This is a genomic window from Gordonia sp. NPDC003424 (genome assembly GCF_053588655.1).
In genome coordinates, this window is the sequence record NZ_JBSFQJ010000013.1 from 41,060 (window position 1) to 63,264 (window position 22,205).

The 22,205-nt window shown below is 68.4% G+C and carries 22 protein-coding genes; 15 read left to right on the forward strand and 7 right to left on the reverse strand.

The genetic code is table 11. The features are described from left to right. The first annotated feature begins 18 nt into the window (after window positions 1-18). Together ACWDTI_RS18300 and ACWDTI_RS18305 are read left to right on the forward strand one after the other, a co-directional pair. Complete coding sequence (locus ACWDTI_RS18300; protein ID WP_449739529.1) at window positions 19-444, forward strand: MarR family winged helix-turn-helix transcriptional regulator; 426 nt, start codon at window positions 19-21, stop codon at window positions 442-444. A gap of 46 nt (window positions 445-490) precedes the next feature. Then, the gene (locus ACWDTI_RS18305) at window positions 491-1,900 is read left to right on the forward strand and encodes an amidohydrolase family protein (RefSeq protein WP_449739530.1); all 1,410 of its coding nucleotides are present in this window, start codon (window positions 491-493) and stop codon (window positions 1,898-1,900) included. A gap of 295 nt (window positions 1,901-2,195) precedes the next feature. On the opposite strand, the gene ACWDTI_RS18310 is transcribed toward ACWDTI_RS18305, so the two are convergent. Further along, a complete protein-coding gene (locus ACWDTI_RS18310; RefSeq protein ID WP_449739636.1) occupies window positions 2,196-3,296 on the reverse strand; it encodes a carboxylate--amine ligase in 1,101 nt (366 codons plus the stop codon). A gap of 189 nt (window positions 3,297-3,485) precedes the next feature. On the opposite strand from ACWDTI_RS18310, the gene ACWDTI_RS18315 reads away from it, so the two are divergent. From ACWDTI_RS18315 to ACWDTI_RS18330, 4 genes are read left to right on the forward strand one after another with little or no spacing between them, the layout of a single operon-like run. Next, on the forward strand, window positions 3,486-4,487 hold the full coding sequence (locus tag ACWDTI_RS18315) for an EamA/RhaT family transporter (RefSeq protein WP_449739531.1): 1,002 nt from the start codon (window positions 3,486-3,488) through the stop codon (window positions 4,485-4,487). Between the two features lie 29 nt (window positions 4,488-4,516). Further along, window positions 4,517-5,398, forward strand: a complete 882-nt coding sequence (locus tag ACWDTI_RS18320; protein ID WP_449739532.1) for an SCO6745 family protein — start codon at window positions 4,517-4,519, stop codon at window positions 5,396-5,398. 33 nt (window positions 5,399-5,431) lie between these two features. Next, window positions 5,432-5,881: a nuclear transport factor 2 family protein gene (locus tag ACWDTI_RS18325; protein ID WP_449739533.1), complete on the forward strand. Its 450-nt coding sequence runs from the start codon at window positions 5,432-5,434 to the stop codon at window positions 5,879-5,881. 6 nt (window positions 5,882-5,887) lie between these two features. Further along, window positions 5,888-6,547, forward strand: a complete 660-nt coding sequence (locus ACWDTI_RS18330; protein WP_449739534.1) for a phosphoribosyltransferase — start codon at window positions 5,888-5,890, stop codon at window positions 6,545-6,547. Here the strand turns inward: ACWDTI_RS18330 and ACWDTI_RS18335 are convergent. Next, window positions 6,522-9,152 carry a LuxR C-terminal-related transcriptional regulator gene (locus tag ACWDTI_RS18335; protein WP_449739535.1) on the reverse strand — a complete coding sequence of 877 codons (2,631 nt, stop codon included), beginning with the start codon at window positions 9,150-9,152 and terminating at the stop codon, window positions 6,522-6,524. The genes ACWDTI_RS18330 and ACWDTI_RS18335 overlap by 26 nt on opposite strands. A gap of 91 nt (window positions 9,153-9,243) precedes the next feature. Between ACWDTI_RS18335 and ACWDTI_RS18340 the strand changes: the two genes are divergently transcribed. Further along, window positions 9,244-9,552, forward strand: coding sequence for a DUF1330 domain-containing protein (locus ACWDTI_RS18340; RefSeq protein WP_449739536.1), 309 nt, complete (start codon window positions 9,244-9,246; stop codon window positions 9,550-9,552). Here the strand turns inward: ACWDTI_RS18340 and thiG are convergent. The 3 genes from thiG to ACWDTI_RS18355 are packed head-to-tail and all read right to left on the reverse strand — an operon-like array spanning window position 9,549 to window position 11,585. Next, a complete protein-coding gene (thiG, locus tag ACWDTI_RS18345; RefSeq protein ID WP_449739537.1) occupies window positions 9,549-10,328 on the reverse strand; it encodes a thiazole synthase in 780 nt (259 codons plus the stop codon). The genes ACWDTI_RS18340 and thiG overlap by 4 nt on opposite strands. Beyond that, window positions 10,321-10,518, reverse strand: a complete 198-nt coding sequence (gene thiS / locus ACWDTI_RS18350; RefSeq protein ID WP_449739637.1) for a sulfur carrier protein ThiS — start codon at window positions 10,516-10,518, stop codon at window positions 10,321-10,323. The genes thiG and thiS overlap by 8 nt, the downstream gene beginning before the upstream one ends. Continuing rightward, window positions 10,515-11,585, reverse strand: a complete 1,071-nt coding sequence (locus tag ACWDTI_RS18355; RefSeq protein WP_449739538.1) for an FAD-dependent oxidoreductase — start codon at window positions 11,583-11,585, stop codon at window positions 10,515-10,517. Before ACWDTI_RS18355 ends, thiS begins: the two co-directional genes overlap by 4 nt. A gap of 129 nt (window positions 11,586-11,714) precedes the next feature. On the opposite strand from ACWDTI_RS18355, the gene thiE reads away from it, so the two are divergent. Then, window positions 11,715-12,410: a thiamine phosphate synthase gene (thiE, locus tag ACWDTI_RS18360; RefSeq protein WP_449739539.1), complete on the forward strand. Its 696-nt coding sequence runs from the start codon at window positions 11,715-11,717 to the stop codon at window positions 12,408-12,410. Window positions 12,411-12,630: 220 nt separating this feature from the next. Further along, window positions 12,631-13,002, forward strand: coding sequence for a hypothetical protein (locus tag ACWDTI_RS18365; RefSeq protein ID WP_449739540.1), 372 nt, complete (start codon window positions 12,631-12,633; stop codon window positions 13,000-13,002). Window positions 13,003-13,029: 27 nt separating this feature from the next. Here the strand turns inward: ACWDTI_RS18365 and ACWDTI_RS18370 are convergent, their stop codons facing one another. Next, window positions 13,030-13,512, reverse strand: coding sequence for an NUDIX hydrolase (locus ACWDTI_RS18370; protein ID WP_449739541.1), 483 nt, complete (start codon window positions 13,510-13,512; stop codon window positions 13,030-13,032). 255 nt (window positions 13,513-13,767) lie between these two features. Between ACWDTI_RS18370 and ACWDTI_RS18375 the strand changes: the two genes are divergently transcribed. The 3 genes from ACWDTI_RS18375 to ACWDTI_RS18385 are packed head-to-tail and all read left to right on the forward strand — an operon-like array spanning window position 13,768 to window position 18,622. Then, window positions 13,768-15,210 (forward strand): hypothetical protein, encoded by a 1,443-nt coding sequence (locus tag ACWDTI_RS18375; protein WP_449739542.1) that lies wholly within the window; start codon window positions 13,768-13,770, stop codon window positions 15,208-15,210. Continuing rightward, on the forward strand, window positions 15,207-16,184 hold the full coding sequence (locus ACWDTI_RS18380; RefSeq protein ID WP_449739543.1) for a glutamate ABC transporter substrate-binding protein: 978 nt from the start codon (window positions 15,207-15,209) through the stop codon (window positions 16,182-16,184). The genes ACWDTI_RS18375 and ACWDTI_RS18380 overlap by 4 nt, the downstream gene beginning before the upstream one ends. A 17-nt stretch (window positions 16,185-16,201) precedes the next feature. Beyond that, the gene (locus ACWDTI_RS18385) at window positions 16,202-18,622 is read left to right on the forward strand and encodes a tetratricopeptide repeat protein (RefSeq protein WP_449739544.1); all 2,421 of its coding nucleotides are present in this window, start codon (window positions 16,202-16,204) and stop codon (window positions 18,620-18,622) included. A 16-nt stretch (window positions 18,623-18,638) separates the two neighbouring features. Here ACWDTI_RS18385 and ACWDTI_RS18390 read toward each other — a convergent pair whose 3' ends face one another. Further along, entirely contained in the window at window positions 18,639-19,403 is a 765-nt protein-coding gene (locus tag ACWDTI_RS18390; protein WP_449739545.1) for an IclR family transcriptional regulator, read from the reverse strand. Window positions 19,404-19,590: 187 nt separating this feature from the next. Between ACWDTI_RS18390 and ACWDTI_RS18395 the strand changes: the two genes are divergently transcribed. From ACWDTI_RS18395 to ACWDTI_RS18405, 3 genes are read left to right on the forward strand one after another with little or no spacing between them, the layout of a single operon-like run. Next, window positions 19,591-20,340, forward strand: a complete 750-nt coding sequence (locus ACWDTI_RS18395; protein ID WP_449739546.1) for a CoA transferase subunit A — start codon at window positions 19,591-19,593, stop codon at window positions 20,338-20,340. Beyond that, window positions 20,337-20,984 (forward strand): CoA transferase subunit B, encoded by a 648-nt coding sequence (locus ACWDTI_RS18400; RefSeq protein WP_449739547.1) that lies wholly within the window; start codon window positions 20,337-20,339, stop codon window positions 20,982-20,984. Before ACWDTI_RS18395 ends, ACWDTI_RS18400 begins: the two co-directional genes overlap by 4 nt. Then, on the forward strand, window positions 20,981-22,186 hold the full coding sequence (locus ACWDTI_RS18405; RefSeq protein WP_449739548.1) for an acetyl-CoA C-acetyltransferase: 1,206 nt from the start codon (window positions 20,981-20,983) through the stop codon (window positions 22,184-22,186). Before ACWDTI_RS18400 ends, ACWDTI_RS18405 begins: the two co-directional genes overlap by 4 nt. The last annotated feature ends 19 nt before the right edge of the window (window positions 22,187-22,205 follow it).

Sequence of the window (22,205 nt, forward strand, 5' to 3'; positions counted from 1 at the left end):
TATGGAATCATAACTTTTATGAGTTCGCAATCGACGTCGCTCGGCGCTCTCGCCGACCTGATCCTGCGGATCGCCCGCAGCGTCGAACCCCATCGGTTCGGCCTGGCCCCGCTGACCGACACCGAAGCGGCGGTACTGCACTGGATCGACGCCAATCCGGGGACCTCCCCGAGCGCCACCGCGAGCGCGACGGCACTCCAGAAGAGCAACGTCAGCGTCGCGTTGAAGACCCTGGAGGCGCAGGGACTGATCGACCGCACCCGCGACGAGCAGGACGCCCGGCAGGTACGGCTGGCCACGACCCCGCTGGCTCGGCGCAACATCGACCACCTGTACCGGGAATGGTCGACGATCCTGTCCGAGGCGCTCGACGGCGATCTCACCGGAGTCGACGAGACCCTGCGCACACTGTCCCGGGTCGAGCACGGACTGCGGCGACGGTAGCGGCGCTCACCCGGCCGACCACTCCAACCTGTGCTTTCGTGGTCGGATGAGCACGACGCATCTGGGTCAGATCTTCCACGTCGCGGGCAGCCCATCGGTCACCGGGGCCGACGAGGCGCTCGTCTGGCTGCCCGACGGCGCACTGGTGCTCGACGACGACGGCACCATCGTCTACTGCGGCCCGCGCGATGCACGTCCCAGCCTGGGCGCCCCCGGCGAGACGGTGCACGATCACGGCACCGGCTATCTGATCCCCGGCTTCGTGGACACCCACATCCACTTTCCGCAGACCTACTCGGTGGACGCCTACGGTGGCGGACAACTGCTGGAATGGCTGGACAACTGCATCTTTCCGGCCGAGGCACGACTGGCCGACCCGGAGTTCGCCGCGCAGATCGCCCGCGACTTCACCGCACGACGCATCGCCGTCGGCACCACCGCCGCCATGGTGTTCGGTTCGGCGTTTCCGCACGCCCAAGACTCGCTGTTCACCGAAACCCGCCGCGCCGGACTGCGATTGGTGAGCGGACGAGGAATCCAGACGGTCGGCGGGCCGTCGGCGGCACCGTTGATCACCTCCGAACAGCACGCCGTCGAGCTCACCGCCGACGAGATCAACCGTTGGCATGGAACGGATTCCGACGATCTCGATACCGCACTCACCTATGCGGCGATCGTGCCGCGCTTCTCGCTCTCGGTCACCGTCGAGACCTTGGCCGCACTCGGCGACCTGTACGGCGAGGTGGCCGACAAGGGTGTGTACGTCCACACCCATGTCAACGAGAACAATCGGCCGGGCACCGGTGAGATCGATCTGGTCAAGCGCGGTTTCGGCGTCGAGAGCTATCTGCACACCTACGACGGACGGTTCCTGCCCGGCGGAAAGGTCGGCGGCAAGGGACTATTGGGCCGTCGGACGATCCTGGCACACGCGGTGCACTGCACCGACGACGAACTCGCGCGCATGGCCGACACCGGCACGTCGATCGCGCATTGCCCGGTGTCCCAACTCTTCCTGGGATCGGGCACCATGCCGTGGCGGCGCACCATCGCGGCCGGGGTCACGGTCGCGGCGGGCACCGACGTCGGCGCCGGGGACGAGTGGCTGATCTCCCGGGTGCTCTCCGACGCGTTCAAGGTGCACCTGAGCGAACCCGGTGACGCGAGTGTCGCGGTGCATCCCGCCGAGTTGCTGTTCACCGGCACGCTCGCCGGCGCCCGGGCGCTCGACCAGGAACACCGATTCGGCAACTTCGACATCGGCAAGGAAGCGGATTTCCTTGTCATCCAACCGGATCGGTGGCCGCCGCTCGAGCAGGGACTGACCGCCGGAATCCGCGCCGACGACGACCGCACCGCCCGCGACCAGACCCTGTTCACCCTGCTGATGAGCCTGCGCGAACCCGCGATCACCGAGGTGTACGTGCGGGGCCGGCGGGTGCTGGCGCCGGCCTGAGGACGAAATCGCAGTGAGCGCCATCCGCCGCCACCGCTCCGCCCAAGTGAGCATCCTGCGCGCTCACGCGACAATTATTGACGCGTGATCGCGCAGCGTGCGCGGTTGGGCGACGCATAACCCCAAGGCGCGGCGCACCCCCCGCTGATCGAGTAAGGCCCCGAGCTTGCTCGGCGCACCCCCGCCGATCGAGTAAGGCCCCGAGCTTGCTCGGCGCACCCCCGCTGATCGAGTAAGGCCCCGAGCTTGCTCGGCGCCGCATCGAGATCCACTGCCGCACAAGCGGGATCGGAGCTCACTCGCTGATGCGCAGGCCATCCCATTCGTGGTCGTGCATGAACCCCTCGGCGAGTCCGACACGGTACTTCAGGCAGCTGCGCAGCACCCCGAGGTAGGCCACCGGCAGGAGGATCGCCGGGCGCTGGTCGCCGGGGCAGGTGATCACGTCGTCGGAGGCGCGGAAGTCGGCGAAGAACTGGCGCAGGCTGTGGTCACCGCGGGACGCCTTGCGCCACCCGTAGAGCAGCATGCCCAGGCCGATCATCCGGTTGGTGTCCGGGTCGGGGGTGATCAGTTCGCTGTTCTCCCCAAAGAACGCGCGATCGATGCCGTCCTCGATGCCGAACATCATGATGCCGCTGGTGGCACGGGGATTGCACTCGATGCTGACCAGCCCACGATCGGGATCCTCGATGAAGTCGACGCCGATCTGGCCGGTGAAGTTCATCTCCCGCACGAACGACGACACCCGGTCGAAGATCCCCGGGTGATCCACCGACGTGAAGTTCAGGCACGAACTGCCGTCGATCGCGTAGTCGACCGGGTAGGTGGCGTGGGCGTAGACGGTGCCCTCGCGCACGATCGAGTAGGTGCAGTACTTGTCGCCCGCCGCCCATTCCTGCGCGATCCACGGGTTGGTGGGATCGAAGTCGAGCCAGTCGAGCGGGTCACCGGGATGAGCCTTGTGGACCTTCTGGGACCCGCGCGAGTAGCACTGTTTGAGCGCGAACGGCTTGTCGAAGTCGAGCGTGGCCACGTCCTCCCGGGTGCGCAACTGCGCGAACTTCAGGTGCGGCCGACCGAGTTCGACGAGCAGTTCGGAGAACTCGTATTTGTTGTGCAGCCGGTTCTCGAGTTCGAAGTCCGACAGAAACAGTTCACATCCGGGCGGAAAGATGTCGACCATCATGGACAGAATGTCGGTTTCCTCGTGAATCGGGATCACCATGTCGATGTTTTCGTCGGCGGCGATGCGCGCGAGGGCGTGGCAGTACGCGCGCGGCTGGAACTTCGGTGGCGGCACGAGATGAAACGAGTCATGTGCATGCGACAGCCTGGTCACACCGATCGGAATGCTGTCGGCGATGACCACATGGTGTCCGGCGGCCGACATCATGCGGGCCAACTCGAGGGTCAGGAACGACCGTCCGAAGGTGATCAGGATGCGTCTGCGTTGCGAACTCGCCACGTGTCGGAGTCTAAGAGCGGTTCATTAGGGTGCCTAATCGGCGCGCAAAAGGAATAGCGACGCGAACCGAGTCGTTGGACAATTCCGATATATGTCGCGAGGGGTGGAGGTGAGCTGATGTTCGTTATCGGAGTGATCGCAGCATGCCTCGCCGCCGTCGCATACGGCATGTCCACCGTGCTGCGCGCCCTCGGTGCGCGGCGGGTTGCCACCGAAGCCCGCGAGACCGGCGACGAGGCCCGGGCCACCAATGCTGCCGGCGGGCCATCGCTGCACTCGACGGTGTCGACGCTGCTCGATCCGGCGTTCATCATGGGCACGACGATGGTCGTCGTCGGCTTCGCCGGCGGCGCGGTCGCCGCGCGGTTCCTGCCGCTGTTCCTCTCGCAGACGATCGTCTCGGCCAATCTGGTCGTCACCGCGCTGCTCGGCACGATCATGCTCAACATCGCGCTGCACACCCGCGACTGGATCGCGATCTGGCTCGTCGTGCTCTCGCTGTGCCTGCTGGGGATCTCCTCGGCCCCACACACCGGCACCGGCGGAAGTCCCGCGTTCCACTGGGAGCTGTTCATCGCGACGCTCGGCCTGTGCGCGATCGCGCTAGGCGGCGTCTACCGCCTGGGCCGCCACGCCGCCATCGTCGGCGGTGCCGCGGCCGGTCTGCTGTTCGGCATGATCGCCATCTCGGTGCGCGTCCTCGACGGCGTGCAACCCACCTTCGAGCCGCTGACCGTGCTCTCCGACCCCGCCGCCTGGACCATCGCGGTCGCCGGTGCCGTCGGATTCTTCGTCCAGACCGTCGCCCTGCAGGTGGGTGCGGTCAACGGCGTGACCGCCGTGCTGGTCGTCGGCGAGACCGCCGGGCCCAGCGTGGTCGGCGTCATGTTCCTCGGCGACATGGCCAAACCCGGACTGGGTTGGCTGGCCGTCGTCGGCTTCATCGGCGCGGTCGTCGGTGCGGTGCTGGTCGCGTTCTACGGTTCCGGCGACCCCGACCACTTCGGGGAGGCACCCCCGCAGAAGGGCGGCTGGCGTCGGGGCCGGATGGACGAACCCGCCACCGACAGCGGCGAGATCCCGATCGACACCTGGGATCGCGAGTACCGAAAGGGTTGACGCGGGGGCGGTCGGGTAAGTGTTGACCCATGACCTCGATCACCGACGCCACCGGCCGGCTAACCGCCCGCAAGGCCTACGACACACTCGAGCCCTTCCATGTTCTCGCCTATTTCAACCCCGGCCTGCGTGAGGCGCAGGCCGACACCGGACTCGACGCGCACGCGTTCTATGTCGGCGCACGGGCCGCACCGATGGGCGACGCTCACGCCGCCGTCGTCGCCTCCGCGTTCTACAACTTCACGCCCGAACTGATCGCCACGGCGTGGACCGCCGCCCGTGAGGTCGGTCTCGACCGGGTCGCCGCGCGTCGCGTGCAGATGCTCGACGACCAGTTGCGAACCATCTTGGGAGACCGGGCGGACGACCCCGAGATCGGTGACCTCGCCACGCGCTACGCCGAACTCGCGGCAACGCTGCCGCTGGGCGGACGCCCGCTGGCGGCGGGATGGGCGGCCGCCACCCCGCCCGAGCAACCAACCGTTGCGCTCTGGCATGCGATCGCCGTCCTGCGCGAGTGGCGCGGCGACAATCACATCGCCGCCCTGGTCAACCACGGTCTGGCCGGGCTCGACGCGGTCACCTTCCATGAGGCCGAACTGACCGATCCGACGATCCGCCGCCGTCTCCTCGGCCGCAAGTTCGTGCAGATCACCCGTGGCTGGTCCGACGACGATTGGGACAGCTCGATCGCGCGACTGGTCGATCGCGGAGTTGCGGTACGCACCGACACCGGACACCAACTCACCGACGCCGGCCTCGACCTGTATCGGACGATCGAGGACGACACCGACGCGATGTCCGCACCGGCCTGGTCGGGCGATGACATCGACGACCTGCTGACCCGCACGCGGCCGTATGTCAAGGCCGTGATCGCCGCCGGAGTGCTACCGGGTACGCGCAAGAAGTGACGCGAGGCCGCCAAACGGAGTAGGTGTTGACCCATGGATGACCTCGAGGCGATCAAGGCCCTCAAGTACCGGTATCTCCGTGCGCTCGACACCAAGGACTGGGACGAGTTCACCGACACCCTGACGCCCGATGTCACCGGCGACTACGGAAAGAGCCTGGCATTCACCAATCGTGACGAGCTCGTCGAGTTCATGCGGTCGTCGGTGGGGCCGTCCGTCATCACCGAACACCGGGTCACGCACCCGGAGATCGACATCGACGGCGACACCGCGACCGGACGGTGGTACCTGCAGGACCGGGTCATCGTCCCCGAGTTCTCGTTCCTGCTGTTCGGATCGGCGTTCTATGCCGATCGGTACCGGCGTACCGACGACGGCTGGCGGATCTGCGCCACCGGTTACGACCGCACGTACGAGGCGTCGCTCAACCTGACCGACCTGCCGAGCTTCAAGCTCGACGTCGGACCGGCAATCCACCTGTAACCCACCATGTTTCGTTACGGGCAGTCCTTCACCGACCGGCGCGAGGCGGGACGGGCGCTGGCCGAGCAGATGGTCGCCGCGCGCGCCGGGACACCGGACGGCGACACCGTCGTCCTCGGTCTCGCCCGCGGAGGTGTGCCGGTGGCCCGCGAGGTGGCCCACGCGCTCGGGGCCGAACTCGATGTGCTCGTGGTGCGCAAGCTGGGCGCACCCGGGCAACCGGAGTTCGCCATGGGCGCCATCGCCGCCGGCGAGGTCGTCATCAACGACGACATGCCGCGCCGGCTCGGCGTGTCACCGGAGCGGCTACAACAGATCGTCGACGCCGAAGACCGCATCCGAACCGAACGGGAGGAGCGGTATCGGTCTGGACGCGAACCACTTTCGCTGCACGGGCGAACCGTGATCCTCGTCGACGACGGGCTCGCGACCGGTGCCACCATGGCGGTCGCGGTGCGCGCCGCCCGCGCCGCCGGGGCGGCCGCGGTGATCGTCGCGATACCCACCGCACCGACCGACACCCTCGAGCGATTCCGTGCGGACCCGGACGTGGACGACGTGGTCTGCGTGGCCACGCCACAACCGTTCCGTGCGGTCGGGTTGTCCTACGACGACTTTCGCCAGGTCGACGACGGCGAGGTCATCCGGTGCCTCCGTCGTCCGTGACGCCCCGGGTGTCCTTGAGGAGCAGCGCCGCTATCTCCGAACGATCGGTCAGGTTCAGTTTGACGCAGGTGCGGTAGATGTGACCCTCCACGGTGCGTACCGACACCGTGAGACGTTCGGCGATCTCCTTGTTCTGCAATCCGGCGGCAACCAGATTCGCGATCTCCCGCTCCCGCGACGTCAACGGCAGCGGCTGTGCCGCCTCGGCGAGCGCGGGTGTGCGCAGGCCTCCGCAGGTGGCGGCCAATCGTGCCGCGACCGCCGCCGAGGCGACCGTCGCCGACCGCGAGCCGTTCGCCTCGTGCAGCACGCTCGCCTGAGCGGCTGCGTCGGCGGCCGAGAGCCGAACCCCGAGCTTCTCGAATTCGCTTGCGCAGACATCGAGTTCGACGGCGTCGCGCGCCTCGAGGGCGGCGGCGTGGGCGGCGTAGAGACCCACCAGCGGGCCGTCGATCACCTCGGCGAGTTCGGCCAGCCGTGCCGCCGGGGCCGCATCGCCGAAGCGCACCACCGAATGCAGCGCCTCCGCCTCCTGGGCGAACTGTCCGGACTCGCGTGCCTCGTCGGCGGCGGCATTGGCGGTGGCCACCGCCAACGACACCGTGCCCGCGGCGGCCTGCTGCCATGCCTTGGCGACGGTGAGCATCGGGCCGAAGACCGCGACGTGCTTGCCGAAGCGGCGCTGCGCCTTGCGGAGCACCTTCTCGGCCTCGTCGGCGCGGCCGAGCGCGCTGAGCGCCTGAATCCGGTAGATGAACGCCGGGAAGTTCCATGATTCGGCGACCCGGCCGCTGTCGAGGGTGGCGAGGGTCTGCTCGGTTCGACGGGCCACCGCCGCGGCGTCACCCCGGGCGAGTTCGACGGCCGCGACCATGATGCCGGCCAGTGCCCAGCCGAGATACTTTCCGGCACTGGAGAATTTCACGTAGCGGTCGGCAGCGGCGGCCGCGTCGTCGAGGTGTGCGGTCAGCGTCAGGGCGAGGATCGGCCCGAAGCCCGCGGGGAAACGCAGGAGCCCGTCGGTCACCGCCTCGGCCTCGCGTGCCCGCTCGGCGAGGACCGCCACCTCGTCACCCCGACCGGCCAGTGCGCGGGAGAGACAGCCGCCGAACACCGCCCACTCCACCGCCCAGGGGGTCGCGGTCGGCGATTCGAGCACCTCGTCGGCGTCGGCCATCGCTTCGTTCACCCGGTTCTCGAAAAGCGCTGACGTCGAGGCGATCCCCTTCACGATCGGGGCCAGGTTGGGGTCGGTGACCTTCTCCTGCAGCACCGCCAGCAGTTGATCGGCGCGGTCGGCGTCGCCGAGTGCCCAGAACAGGGTGGAGAACCGGGACAGTCCCCATCGGATCAGTTCGATCTGATTGAGGTCGTCAGCATCGAAACGGGCCAGGATGCGTTCGGACTCATCGGCATTGCCCTGCCACATCAGCGAACGCGCAAGGAGTTCGGCCGGGTCGAGCCCGCCGCCTTCGCTCACGGCGGCCCGGGCGAAGCGCTCGGCCATCGGCGCGTGGCCCAGCAGCAGCGCATCGCGGGCTGCCGCGCTCATCAGCGCGGTGTCCACCGAGACGTCACTCTCCAGCGAGAGGTCGGCGAGCCGGATGCGTTCGGCCGGGCTGCTCGCCTCGCGCTCGCGCAGCGACTTGACCAGCTTGCCGCGCAGCCGCCGTGACGACGCGAGCCCGAGACGGTGCCGGATCACCTCACCGAACAACGGATGGTTGTAGCGGACGTTGAGCTGGCGGCCGTCCCGGACGATGCGGACAAGTCCGGCGATCTCGGCCTCCTCGACGGCTTCCTCGCCCGCCAGATCCGCCAGCACGTCGATGTCGAGGGGCTCGCACAACGCCAGGTACTTGAGGACGGTGAGCACCGAATCGTCGAGCTGCTCGATCCGGCTCTCCAGCAGGGACGCCAGCTCGGAGGTGATCGCCGCGCGGCCACGCAACTGCCACACACCGTTCACCTGGCGCAACGTGTTCGCCTGTCGCGCGCCCTCGACGAGATGGCGAAGGAACAGCGCATTGCCGCCGGAGGCCTCCCACATGAGGTCGGCGGACAGACCCTCGAGCTGACCGCCGAGAACCGACTCAATCAGTTCGACCGATTGATGTTTGGTGAATGGCGACAACATGATTCGGGTGAGGTGGTTGTCCTTCCACAGCGAGGTCACCGCGTCCGGGACGGACTCGCCGCTGCGAACGGTGGCGACGATGTGGACCGCGCGGTCGATCGCGAGTTGATGCAGCAATGTCGCGGACAGCTCGTCGAGCAGGTGGGCGTCGTCGACGCCGATGACCACGTTGCCGTCGGCGAGCAGCGATTCACGTGCCGCCGCGAGATAGGTGACCGGGTCGCTGGACGTCGACGGACCGACGAGATGCGCGAACACCCCGAGCGGGATGCTGCGGGCGGATTCGGTTCCGGCCACCCACCGCACCCCGCCGTCGAGCGTCGCCGTCACGTGTCGTGCCAGGGTTGTCTTGCCGACCCCCGAATCTCCGGTCAGCACAACGCCGCAACCGTTGGTCTCGCCCCGCAGGGCGGCCTGGATGATGCGGTACTCCTTCTCGCGCTCGACCAAAGGCCAGTTCGAGGACATACCTGCAGATTTTAGTCCGAGTGTGCGGGTCACGGCACCGTGGGCGAGGTTAACGATCGTAAATGGGCCGGACCATCCCTAGTGTCGCAGTATGTCGATCATCTTCACCGTCCTGCTGTGGTCCGTCGACGGGCGCGACGACGATCTGCACACCTACGAGGACGACGTCCTGCCGATGGTGGCCGAGCACCGTGGCCGGGTCCGCACACGGTTGCGCGCTCTGACACCCGACGACCGGACGCCGCACGAGACCCAGGTCATCGAGTTCCCCGACGATGCGGCTTTCGACGCGTACATGGCCGATCCGCGACGGATCGCGATGGCCGATCGTCGGGAGAAGTGCATCGCCCGGACCTCTATGTGGCGCGTGGAGCCGTTCGGAACCAGCCAGCGAAGCTAACGCGCCGGCGACGAGGCCTGCGCCCAGAACCGTTTCGGGATGCGGCCCGCCCCGGCCGCGAGCCGGCCCGCGACCACCGCGTGGCGCATCGCGGCCGCCATCTGTTCGGGGTCCTCGGCGCGGGTCACGGCGGATGCGAGAAGCACGGCGTCGCAGCCCAATTCCATCGCCCGCGCGGCATCGCTGGCGGTACCGATGCCGGCGTCGAGCACCACCGGCACCTGGGCGGCGGCGACGATCATCTCGATGTTGTGCGGGTTGGCGATGCCGAGTCCGGTGCCGATCGGCGACCCGAGCGGCATGACCGCGGCCACGCCGAGATCCTGCAGGCGTGCGGCGAGCACCGGATCGTCGTTGGTGTAGGCCAGAACCGCGAATCCGTCGTCGACCAACACACGCGCCGCATCCAGCAATTCGATCGGGTCCGGCAGCAACGTGCGGTCGTCGGCCACCACTTCCAGCTTGACCCAATGGGTTTCGACGGCCTCCCGGGCAAGTTGCGCGGTCAGGACCGCTTCGGCGGTGGTGTGACAGCCGGCGGTGTTGGGCAGGATCGCGATGTCCAGGCGCCGCAGCAGATCGATCATCCCGGTGCGGGAATCGGGGCTGACCCGCCGGAGCGCGACGGTCGTGAGCTCGGTCCCGGAGGCAACCAGCGCCCGCTCGAGCACCGCCAGATTCGCCGCACCTCCGGTACCCATGATCAAGCGCGACGTCAGCTGCCGGTCCGCGATGCGCAGCGGGTCGTCGGTACGTGCCGCCAGGGTGCTATCCACCTTGCACCGCCGTCACGATCTCGATCTGAGAGTTGTTGCGCAGCAACGTACTCCACCGACCCTTGGGCACCACCTCGCCGTCGACGGCGACCGCCACGCCACGCTCGGGCAGGCCCAGCCGGGCGACCAGAGCGGCCACCGACTCCTCCGGCGGGACGTCGGTGGGGTCCCCGTTGACGATGACGGTCAGCATGAGCTTCCTCCTCGGGTGCCGGCATCGACTGCTGCCGGAGGCCGGACGCCGAGCAACTCCAGGACACGGTCGGCGGTGTACGGCGCCAACAGGATTCCGTTGCGGCCGTGTCCGGCGGCGACCAGTACGCGTTCGTCGACTCGCCGGATCACCGGCAGCCCGTCGGCGCTGACCGGGCGCAGGCCGGCGCCGGCCTCGGTCAGCTCGTAGGTGCGCAGCCCGGGCATCAGCTCGGTGGCATCGGCCAGCAGGTCGGCGACCCCGCCGGCCTCGGGCTGCACCGAGGTCTCCTCGAACGGCTCGTATTGTGTTGCCCCGACCACGATTCCGTCCGCACGGGGGACCAGGTAGACCGCGCGTCCGTGCATCCGGGCACGGATCACCCGACGCGGGGGTGGCACCGACCAGCTGGTGGCCCGCAAGCGCAGCACCTCCCCTTTCTCGGCATGCAGGGCGATCTCCGGGATCAGGGCGCGGGTACCCAGTCCGGCCGCGACCAGGATCTGATCGCCGTCCAGCTCGGCGAGGTTCTCGACGCGGGAGTCCACGAGGACACCGCCGGCCGCGACCACCGCGGTCCGCAGGCTCGTCAGCAGGAGCCGATTGTCCACGGCGCCTTCGCCTGCGGCCAGGAATCCGCCGTGCAGCCGGGAGGTCAGTGCCGGTTCGAGCCGTCGGATCTCGGCCGGTGACACCGGGTGCAGGTCGTCGTGAGCGCGGGGCGCTCGCGCCCACACGAAGTCGGCGAGCGTACGGAGGTGCTCGGTGTCGGCGGCGGTGGCGGAGACGAACAGCGAATCGCCGGCGGCCATGATCGCCGGATCGCCGAGGCGCGCCACGAGATCCGGCCAGCGGAGCACGGATGCGGCCGACGCGGCGAAGAGATCGTCCTCGCCGGGGTGGCCTTCGCCGAGCGAACCGAGCATCCCGGCGGCCACCGAGGCCGCTCGCCCGCCGACACCGGCATCGACGACGCGCACCGCGAGGCCGGCATCGGCGGCGGCGAGCGCACAGGTCAGACCGATGACGCCGCCGCCGACGATGGTGAGGGTGAAAGTTCCCATGGCAGATCATCCTTCCTTCGCCGGCATGACCCGGAGCAGGTTCGACGGTCAGCGGAGGATCGGTCCGCACTCTCAGCCCGGCGTACCCCGGACTCCCGTGTGTGTGGGCCCCAGCCTACCGTCGACACCGTGACCGATCCGTTCCGCCCTCTCCTGGCCGAGCTCGCTTCGTCGCGGCTGTACCTGTGTACCGACGCACGACGCGAACGCGGGGATCTGCTCGAGTTCGTGGCCGCGGCCATCGCCGGTGGCGTGGACATCGTGCAGCTCCGGGACAAGGGATCGGCCGGCGAAGCCGAGTTCGGCGCCCTCGAAGCCGCCGAGGAACTCGCGATCCTCCGCGATCTACGGACCGTGACGCGCGAGGCCGGTGCGCTGCTGTCGGTGAATGATCGCGCCGATATCGCGGCGCTCGCCGACGCGGACGTGTTGCACGTCGGTCAGGGTGATCTTCCCCCGGGGCTCGCGCGGCGCATCGTCGGGCCCGAGGTGGTGATCGGGCTGTCCACCCACGACGAGGCGCAGGCGTTTGCCGCCATCGCCGACCCGGACGTCGACTACTTCTGCGTCGGACCGTGCTGGTCGACACCGACCAAACCCGGACGGGCCGCGGCCGGGCTCGACCTCGTGCGCTCGGCGAGCGCGGCGCGTACCGGCAAGCCGTGGTTCGCGATCGGCGGGATCGACGCCGACCGGTTGCCGCAGGTCACCTCAGCCGGCGCCGAGCGGATCGTGGTGGTCCGGGCGATCACGGCCGCCGACGATCCGCGTGCCGCGGCGGCGCGGCTCCGAAAAGAATTGTCAGCGCGGGCGCCGGCGGTCTAGTGTGATCGCCATCATTAAGTGCATGCCGAGCATTCTCGTATCCCGCCGCAGCGGGGTCTGATCTGACCGACCCCCCGCTGCGGGGTCGTCGTGCTCGCCTCTCGTCGGTCACCCATCTTCGAGAAGAACTGACACTTTCGCGATGCAATTCCTTCACCTTTCTCAGCAATCCTTTCCTTACGACACTCTTCCCCGAGGACTGCGTGAGGAGGCATCGGGCATGAGCCGGCAAGGATTCAACGACGAATACACGCCGCGCGGCACCATCCGACTGGGTTCGTGGACCGTGGAACCGGCCCGTCAGGACATGGTCACCTGCCATGCCACGATCGCCTTCGCGGATCGGATCATGTCGCTGCAGGCCCAGTCCACCGGGCCGATCGGCGCGATGACCTCGATGCTCCACGACATCGGCGCGCCGGTGCAGATCGTCCGGCTTCATCAGCGCGAGGTCGACGGCACGATCACGACGTACCTGCTGTGCGAGAACGACGACCGGCAATGCTGGGCGTGCGGCACCGGCCATACCGGCGACGAGGCGAACGTCAATGCCCTGATCGCCGGGGCCAATCGGTTGCTCGCCCGGGCCTGAGTGGCCGCAGAGCTCAGGTCGTGGAGCTCAGCTCTGCAGGTCGAGCGACGCGATCCGGTCGCGCAAACCCGCCCAGGAGCGGTAGAACGCGGGGTGCAGCGGCAGGGTCGTCACGTCGTCTTCGGGCACCCACCGGAGTTCGGCGGACTCGAAGTTGGCGACGGTGCGGACCGGCTCGTCGACCTCGGCGATCACCGTCGTATAGGTCCAGCCGCTCGGCGCCTGATGCGTCACCAGCGCAGCGAGCACACGGAGGTTGTCACCGGTGATCCCGGCTTCTTCGGCGGCCTCGCGCACCGCGGTGTCGATCGCGCTCTCGTGGGAATCGCGCGCCCCACCCGGCAGTCCCCACGTCCCGCCCTGGTGCGACCAGACCGCACGATGTTGCAGGAGCACCGCGAACCCGCCGTCGGGTACCGGCGTACGGAGCAAGAGTCCCGCGGCACCGTGACGCCCCCAATAGCGTGAACCGTCCGGGTCGGTCACCCAGCCATCGCCGTCTCCGCGCACCCTGCCTCCCGTCGTCGAGAACCACCGTATGTGAGCACCGCGACAGTGGCCAGCTTTCGCGTCGGAGTTCACTCGGGCGATGGACCTCCGCCGAACGCGAGTAACACGGGTGCGCCATGTCAAGCCGCGGCGGACCGCTCGGCGTTAGGGTTGGGAAAGGGTGAAACATTGTGAGCCGCCAGGTGCGACAGACAGGTAGGAGATCGTGAACGCGACGCCGGTGGACACCGGCAACGTTGTCGGGAGGGGTCCGACATGACCGGCGATGTGTCGTCGATGCGAAGCGCGCTCAACCGTGCGACCCAGTCGTTCCGTCCTGCCCCGACCCCACCGATCCGCCAGGTTCTCGCGGATCGGTGCGATCTCGTGTCCACCGCACGGCAGCGCGCGCAGTCCCCCCTCACGACGCTGCGGCACTACGCGGTGACCAGCCCGGGCAAACTGATCCTGATCCTGGTGAGTCTCGCGGTCGCGTGTGCGGCCACCGGCCTGTACGCGTCCAGCACGCTCGAACGCCGCACCGCAACACTGCGCGACATGATCGAACGCACCGAACCGCTCGCCGAGGCGGCGCAGGTGCTCTACAGTTCCCTGTCCATCGCCGACGCGGCCGCCAACTCGGCGTTCATCTCCGGGGGGCTCGAGTCGCCGGACCTGCGGACACGCTATTCCGACGCGCTGGCGACCGCGTCGTCGTCGCTGATCATCGCGGCCGGCACCTCGCAGGACCCGGGCAGCGCGGACAGCGCCGCGGCCGAGAACGAGATCAACAGGGACCTGAAGACGCTGGCCACCAGCATCCCGGTGTACGCCGGCCTCGTGGAGGTCGCCCGCACCAACAACCGTCTGGGCAACCCCGTCGGCTCGTCGTATCTCGGCCAGGCGTCGGCACTCATGCAGCACACGATGCTGCCCGCGGCACAGCAACTCTACGAACGGCGGTCGGCCGCGATCGCCGACCCGCAGAGCGCGCTGACCGTACCGCCGTGGGGCGTCTACACGGCGTTGATCGTGGTGATCATCGGGCTGGCGGTCACCACCCGTTACCTGGCCCGACGGACCCGACGACGATTCAACGTCGGGGTGGTCGCGGCGTTGGTCGCGGTGGTGATCGGGACGATCTGGCTGCTGGCGTCGGGGCTGACGTCGGTGGCGGCGACCAACAACGCCCGCGTCGACGGCGCCGACCCGCTGCGCGAGCTGACCTCCGCGCGCATTCTCACGCAACAGGCGCGGTCGGCGGAGACGCTGTCGCTGGTGCGGCGAGCCGACCAGGGCGACCTGGAACAGACCTTCGCCGACGCGACGAACAAGATCAGCGACACACTGGCCCGGATCAAACGTGAACGCGGGTCGTCGAGTCCGGTGACCGACGCGCAGCTCTACAACGCGACCTACGTCCTCAACCAGTGGAAGCAGGTCGACGCTCAGGTCCGGGAACAGATGGCGAAGGGCAGCTTCACCAACGCCCGGTTGCTGACGCTCGGCGACTCGTCGAACACCACCGCGCAGGCGTTCGGCGACCTGGACCGTGCCCTCACCGACAGCATCACCACCACCCGCAAGTCCTTCCGTGACGACATCAACACGGCCCAGCGGGTCCTCGGCTACACCGGAACCGGCATCCTGCTGCTCACGGTGTTCGGGGCGGTCGCGGTGGTGCTGGGCCTGATGCCGCGCATCCGGGAGTACCGATGAACGGTCCGTGGCGGTTGTTGTTGCTGGCGATTGTGGTCATCACGACCTGCGCGGGGTGCGTTCGTTTCTCCGCACCACCCTCGCCACCACCGGTCGCGTTCGCCGTACAACCCACGCCGCCCGGGGCCGAGACCAACGTGGCACGCGAACCGGCGCCGACGTCGGAGACCTGCAACGCCACCGAAAGCCTGCGGCCCGGACCGATGCCGACGCCGGGGCAGATGCCACAGCGCTCCACGATGGCGAACATCCTCGGCCATGGCCGGCTGATCGTCGGCCTGGACACCGGCAGCAACCCGTTCAGTTTCCGCGACCCGATCACCGGCGACATCCGCGGGTTCGACGTCGACGTGGCGCAGGCCATCGCCCAAGCCCTCTTCGGACAGCCCGGCAATATCGAATACCGGGTCCTCAGCAGCGCCGAACGTGTCGACGCGCTGAAAAGCCACGCCGTCGACGTGGTGGTCAAGACGATGAGCATCACCTGCGAGCGCCTGGAGGACGTCGCCTTCTCGTCACCGTATTATGTTGCCTCCCAACGGATTCTCTCCACACGCGGGTCCGGCATCAATGCGCCCGACGATCTCGCGGGCAAACGTGTGTGCGCGGCACGCGGAGCGACCTCGATCGGCCGCATCCAGTCGATCGAGCCGCGTGCCAGACTGGTCACCACAACCACCTGGGCAGACTGCCTCGTCATGATGCAGCAGGCGCAGGTCGACGCGGTGAGCACCGACGACGGAATCCTCGCCGGGTTGGCCGAACAGGATCCGTGGGTCCAGGTGGTCGGCCCGGGACTCGGCGATGAGTATTACGGGGTCGGCATCCCCAAGGGAGAGGACGACATGGTGCGCTTTGTCAACGGTGTCTTGACCCAGCTGCGGGTCAGCGGCCGCTGGCAGCAGATGTACGACCGCTGGTTGTCGGTACTCGGACCCGGCTCCGGCCCGCCACTGCCCACCTACCGTGATTGACGCGGCGATGACCTGTCATGACTGAACCCGAAAGCGGCGTCGAGGTGGGGACCCAGGCCGTCGACCGCGACGAGCTGTGCGGTGACGCCGGCCCGGCCGAACCCGGCGTCGGCACCCAAGCCGTCGAACGCGACGAACTCGATCTGCGGACGCAGGCGGCGTTGCCGCCGGACCCCCGGGATGCGCCCACCGATCGGGTGTCCGGGCGATCGGGGCCGACGCTGCCGACGAGCACCGTGATGTCGTTCGGTCAGACCCGGCGCCTGATCCCCCGGGGCATGACAACCGTCCCCGACCGCCGCATCGGTGGTGGCCTCGTCGAATTGCCGAAGGTCACCGACATCGAACCGGCGGACGCGGTCCTGAGCCACCCGATCATCGCCGAGCGCAAACGCACCTGCTGGCGTTGCGGGAAACCGGTGGGCCGCACGATCGGACCGGGCAAGGGTGATCTGACCGGGATCTGCCCGCATTGCGGTGCACGGTATTCGTTCGTGCCGGGCCTGGCCCGCGGCACGCTGGTGGCCGAGCAGTACGAGATCATGGGCGCGATCGCGCACGGCGGACTCGGCTGGATCTACCTCGCCATCGACCGCAACGTGTCCGATCGCCCGGTGGTCCTCAAGGGCCTGCTCAATTCGTCGGATGCCGAAGCACAGGCCGTGGCCGTCGCCGAACGGCAGTTCCTCGCGTCGGTGAACCATCCGGGCATCGTCAAGATCTACAACTTCGTCGAACACGTCAGCGAGTTCGGCGACCGCTTCGGATACATCGTGATGGAGTACGTCGGCGGCCAGACGCTCAAACAGATGACCGACGGCGAGTCCCGTCTGCTGCCCGTCGAGCACGCGATGGCTTACATGTTGGAAGTGCTTCCGGCCGTGGGATATCTGCATTCGGTCGGCCTCGTCTACAACGACGTCAAACCGGACAACATCATGGTGAGCAGCGACGAGGTCAAACTCATCGACCTCGGCGCGGTCTCCCCCATCAACGGTTACGGCCACCTGTACGGCACTCCTGGTTTCCAGGCGCCGGAGATCGTCAAGACGGGACCGCAGGTGGCCACCGACATCTACAGCATCGGCCGGACACTGGCGGCACTCACCATCGAGCTGCCCAAGGCCGAGGGCCGCTACCTCGACGGCCTGCCCGATCCCGACGACACCCCGGTGTTCGCCGAGAATCCGTCGTATTACCTTCTGCTGCAACGCGCCACTGCACCCGACCCGGCGGACCGGTTCGCGTCCACCGACGAGATGATGACGCAGGTGCTCAACGTGCTGCGGGAGATCGTCGCGGTGCACACCGGTGTTCCGCGTCCGTCGCTGTCGACGGTGTTCACCCCGCAGCGCTCCACGTTCGGCACCGACCTCATGCTCGCCCCGGTCGACGGGTTCTTCGATCCGGAACAGGCCGCGTTCTACGATCCGGGCGACATCGCCAGGGCGCTGCCGCTGCCGCTGGTGAATCCGCTCGACCCGGCCGCGAGTCTGCTCACGTCCGCGGCGCTCTCCGACCCGCGTCAGACCCTGGACTCCATTCAGGCCGCACGCGCAGAAGGGTTCTCGTCGCTGCTGGGCACACCCATCGACGAGGCCCATCCGTCGCTGGAGATCGACCTCGCCGAGGCACGCGCCAATCTCGAACTCGACGACGTCGACACCGCTCTCGCACTGCTGCGTGATGTCACCGTGCACCATGGGGATTCGTGGCGGGTGCACTGGTACATGGCGATCTGCGCCCTGATGAACGGGGAGCCCGAACTCGCCTACGAGCGATTCAGCGATGTGCTGCAAGCGATGCCGGGCGAGGTGGCCCCCAAGCTGGCGGTGGCCGGCACCGCGGAGCTGATCGGGAAGTGGCTGTCGGAGGAGAAACCGCCTGTCCCCGAACATGCTTCACGCATCGACGAACTCTACGACATCGCCACCCACCACTACCACGACCTGTGGCTGACCGACCACGGCATCGTGACCGCCGCGTTCGGGCTGGCCCGGCTGTACATGGCGGCCGGCGATGTGGACGCGGCGATCGAACCGCTGGACGAGGTACCCCCGACGAGCCGCCACTACAACACCGCTCGCGCCACCGCGGTGCTGGCGCTGGTCAGCGGGCGGCCGCCGGAGGAGGTGACCCGGGAGCAGGTTGTCGAGGCCGCGCGGCGGATCGAATCCATCCCCGAGATCGAACCGCGCAAGCCGCGACTGCTGCTGATCGTGCTCGGCACCGCGCTGGGATGGGTGCACGCCAATCCGGACCATGACCTGACCGTCACACCGACCACGCTGCTGGGTTTCCCGTTCACCGAGCAGGGTTTGCGGGCGGGTACCGAGAAGTCGTTGCGCGCGTTGGCCCGTCAGACCCGCACCAACCGCGATCACCGTTTCATGCTGATCGATCTCGCGAATTACGTTCGGCCGGATACGTTGTTCTGACGCTTCTCGCCCCACATCACCGGCGCATCTGCCGGGTGAGTCGGTGCGCGTGGCTGAGCAGCGTGTCCCCCAGTCCCGCGCGGCGTTCCGGCCGGAAGCGACTCTCCACGCCGGTGATCGAGAGCGCCCAGGCGGGCTCGCCGCGGCCGTCGAACACCGCCGCTCCCATCCCCCAGCTGCCCTCCACCAGCAGGCCCGGATTCACCGCGTAGCCGGAAAGCCTGGTGGCGGCGATGCGTTCGGAGATCGCGGTCGCCGAGTGCCGCTCGCCCCACCGCGGTGTGAGGTCCGTCCGCGCCAGGTATTCCGCGACGTGACGGTCGTCGAGGTTGGCGAGGATGACGAGTCCGGCCGATGCGACCCCGAGAGGGAATCGGATGCCGACGTGCAGGACGTGCGAGCGGAGCGGGAAATGCCCTTCCTCGGCGGCGAGACACACGGTCTCGTCGCCGCGGCGCGCGGACAGAAACGCGCTCTCCCCGGTGTCGCGGGCCAGGTCCCGGAGGATCGGCTGGGCCACGCCGGTCACGTCGTACCGTTCCCCGGCCAGCGCGCCGAGCAGATACAACTCGGGTCCGAGTGACCAGGCACCGGTGCGCGCATCGCGGTCGACGAGCCCTTCGGCGGCCAGCGCGGTGAGCAGACGATGTGCGGTCGGCCGCGCCAGATGGGTGGCACGGGCCAGATCCGAGGTCGAGGCACCCGCGGATTCCACCGCGCCGATGGCCCGGAGAAGCGCGCTCGCGCGGCCGATGACATTGGGTCCGGGTGGTGTCGCCATACCCGTAGCCTACGTTCATTCAGTGAACGCATCTCCGGATTGGCTTTCGGCAGGCGACCAATCGATGCCGAGAAATCGCCATCGGCTTGCGTAGCCGCAGCTAGACGGCGCCTACTGGACAAGACGCCGGGCGTTCATTGAACGGACAGTTCCGGCACCAGTAGTGATGGGAGAGTGGGAAGTACTCATGTCGAGCAAGGTGGTCGATTCGCCGTCGACGGCGATCGCGGACATCACGGATGGCAGTTCACTGACGGTCGGCGGTTTCGGCCTGTGCGGGATCCCGACCGAACTGATCAGGGCACTCAACGAGCGCGGCGTCCGCGACCTCGAGGTGTTCTCCAACAATTGCGGAGTGGACGACTGGGGGCTCGGCATCCTGCTGGCGGCCGGCCAGATCCGCCGGGTGACCGCGTCCTACGTCGGCGAGAACAAGGAGTTCGCGCGGCAATACCTGGCCGGCGAGCTCGAGGTGGAGCTGACTCCACAGGGCACCCTCGCGGAGCGGATGCGGGCCGGCGGCTGCGGCATCCCCGCGTTCTACACCCCGGCCGGCGTCGGCACCCCGGTGTCCGAGGGCGGATTGCCGTGGCGGTATGCCGCGGACGGGTCGGTCGCGGTGGCGTCGCCGCCGAAGGAGACCCGCGAGTTCGGCGGCAAGACCTACGTACTCGAGGAGTCGATCGTCGCGGACTTCGCTCTCGTGCACGCCGAGGTCGGTGACACCGACGGCAATCTGGTGTTCAACAAGACGGCCATGAACTTCAACCCGTTGGCCGCCATGGCCGGCAAGATCACCGTCGCGCAGGTCGAGCGCCTCGTCGAACCCGGCGAGATCGATCCGGAGCACGTCCACCTGCCGGGCGTCTTCGTCAATCGTGTGGTGCCCGTCGGTGCGGTGGACAAGCGAATCGAGAAGAGGACGGTGTCGGCATGAGCTGGTCACGTGAGCAGATGGCGGCCCGGGCCGCCGCGGAGTTGGTCGACGGCGAGTACGTCAACCTGGGGATCGGGCTCCCCACGCTGATCCCGAACTATCTGCCGGCCGGCGTGCGGGTCATCCTGCACTCGGAGAACGGCATCTTGGGCACCGGCCCGTATCCCACCGACGACCGGGTCGATGCCGATCTGATCAACGCCGGCAAGGAGACCGTCACCGTCAATCCCGGTGCCGCATTCTTCGATTCGGCCCTCTCGTTCGGGATGATCCGCGGCACCCACATCGACACCGCCGTCCTCGGCGGCATGCAGGTGTCGCGCACCGGAGATCTGGCGAACTGGATGGTGCCGGGCAAGATGGTCAAGGGCATGGGCGGTGCGATGGACCTGGTCCACGGCGCACGCCGGGTGATCGTCGCGATGGAACACACCGACCGCGACGGCGGACCCAAGATCGTGGACACCTGCAGCCTGCCGCTGACGGGTCAGGCCGTGGTGCACCGCATCATCACCAACCTCGCCGTCATCGACATCACCGACGACGGTCCGGTCCTGCGTGAACTCGCTCCCGACGTCACCCTCGACGAGGTGCGCGCGGCCACCGGCACCGAACTGGCCGTCGATCTGGTGGCTGCCGGATGAGCGCCGAACGGACATCGGTCATCGTCGGCGGAGCCCGCACGCCGATCGGACGCCTGTTGGGCGGGCTGAAGGACCTGTCGGGGTCGGATCTGGGTGCGGTGGCCATCAAGGGTGCGCTGGAGCGCTCCGGCGTCGATCCGGCGCAGGTCGAGTACGTGATCATGGGGCAGGTGCTGACCGCCGGCGCCGGTCAGATGCCGGCCCGGCAGGCCGCCGTCGCCGCCGGCATCGGGTGGCATGTCCCCGCACTCTCGATCAACAAGGTCTGCCTGTCCGGCATCGACGCCATCGCGCTCGCCGACCAGCTCATCCGCGCCGGCGAGTTCGAGGTCGTGGTCGCCGGTGGCCAGGAGTCGATGTCGCAGGCGCCGCATCTCCTCGAGCGCAGCCGCACGGGATACAAGTACGGTGACGTGACGCTGCGCGATCACATGGCGTTCGACGGCCTGCACGACATCTTCACCGATCAGCCGATGGGCGCCCTCACCGAGCAGCGCAACGCCGACGACGACCAGCAGATCACCCGCGCCGACCAGGACGCGTTCGCCGCCGCATCGCACCAGAACGCCGCTCGCGCATGGAAGAACGGCATCTTCGAGGACGAGGTCGTCCCGGTCACGATCCCGCAGCGACGTGGGGAACCGATCGTGGTCAGCACCGACGAAGGGGTCCGTGGCGACACCACCGCCGACTCGCTGGGCCGCCTGCGGCCGGCGTTCGCCCCCGACGGCACCATCACCGCCGGGACCGCGTCCCAGATCTCCGACGGCGCCGCGGCGGTGGTCGTGATGAGCAAGGCGAAGGCACAGGAGCTGGGGCTGAGCTGGATCGCCGAGATCGGTGCGCACGGCGTTGTCGCCGGACCGGATTCGACGCTCCAGGCGCAGCCCGCCAATGCAATCGCGCGGGCGTGCGAGCGCGAGGGCATCGATCCGACCGACCTCGACGTGATCGAGATCAACGAGGCGTTCGCGGCAGTGGGTATCGCGTCCACCCGGCAGCTCGGAATCGACCCGGGCGCGGTCAACGTCAACGGCGGAGCCATCGCGATCGGGCACCCGCTCGGCATGTCGGGTGCGCGCATCGTGCTGCACCTGGCGCTCGAATTGCGTCGCCGCGGTGGCGGTGTGGGTGCCGCGGCCCTGTGCGGCGGCAGCGGGCAGGGCGATGCGCTGATCATTCGCAGCACAGCGCCGGACTGACCAGATACCGATGCAGTGC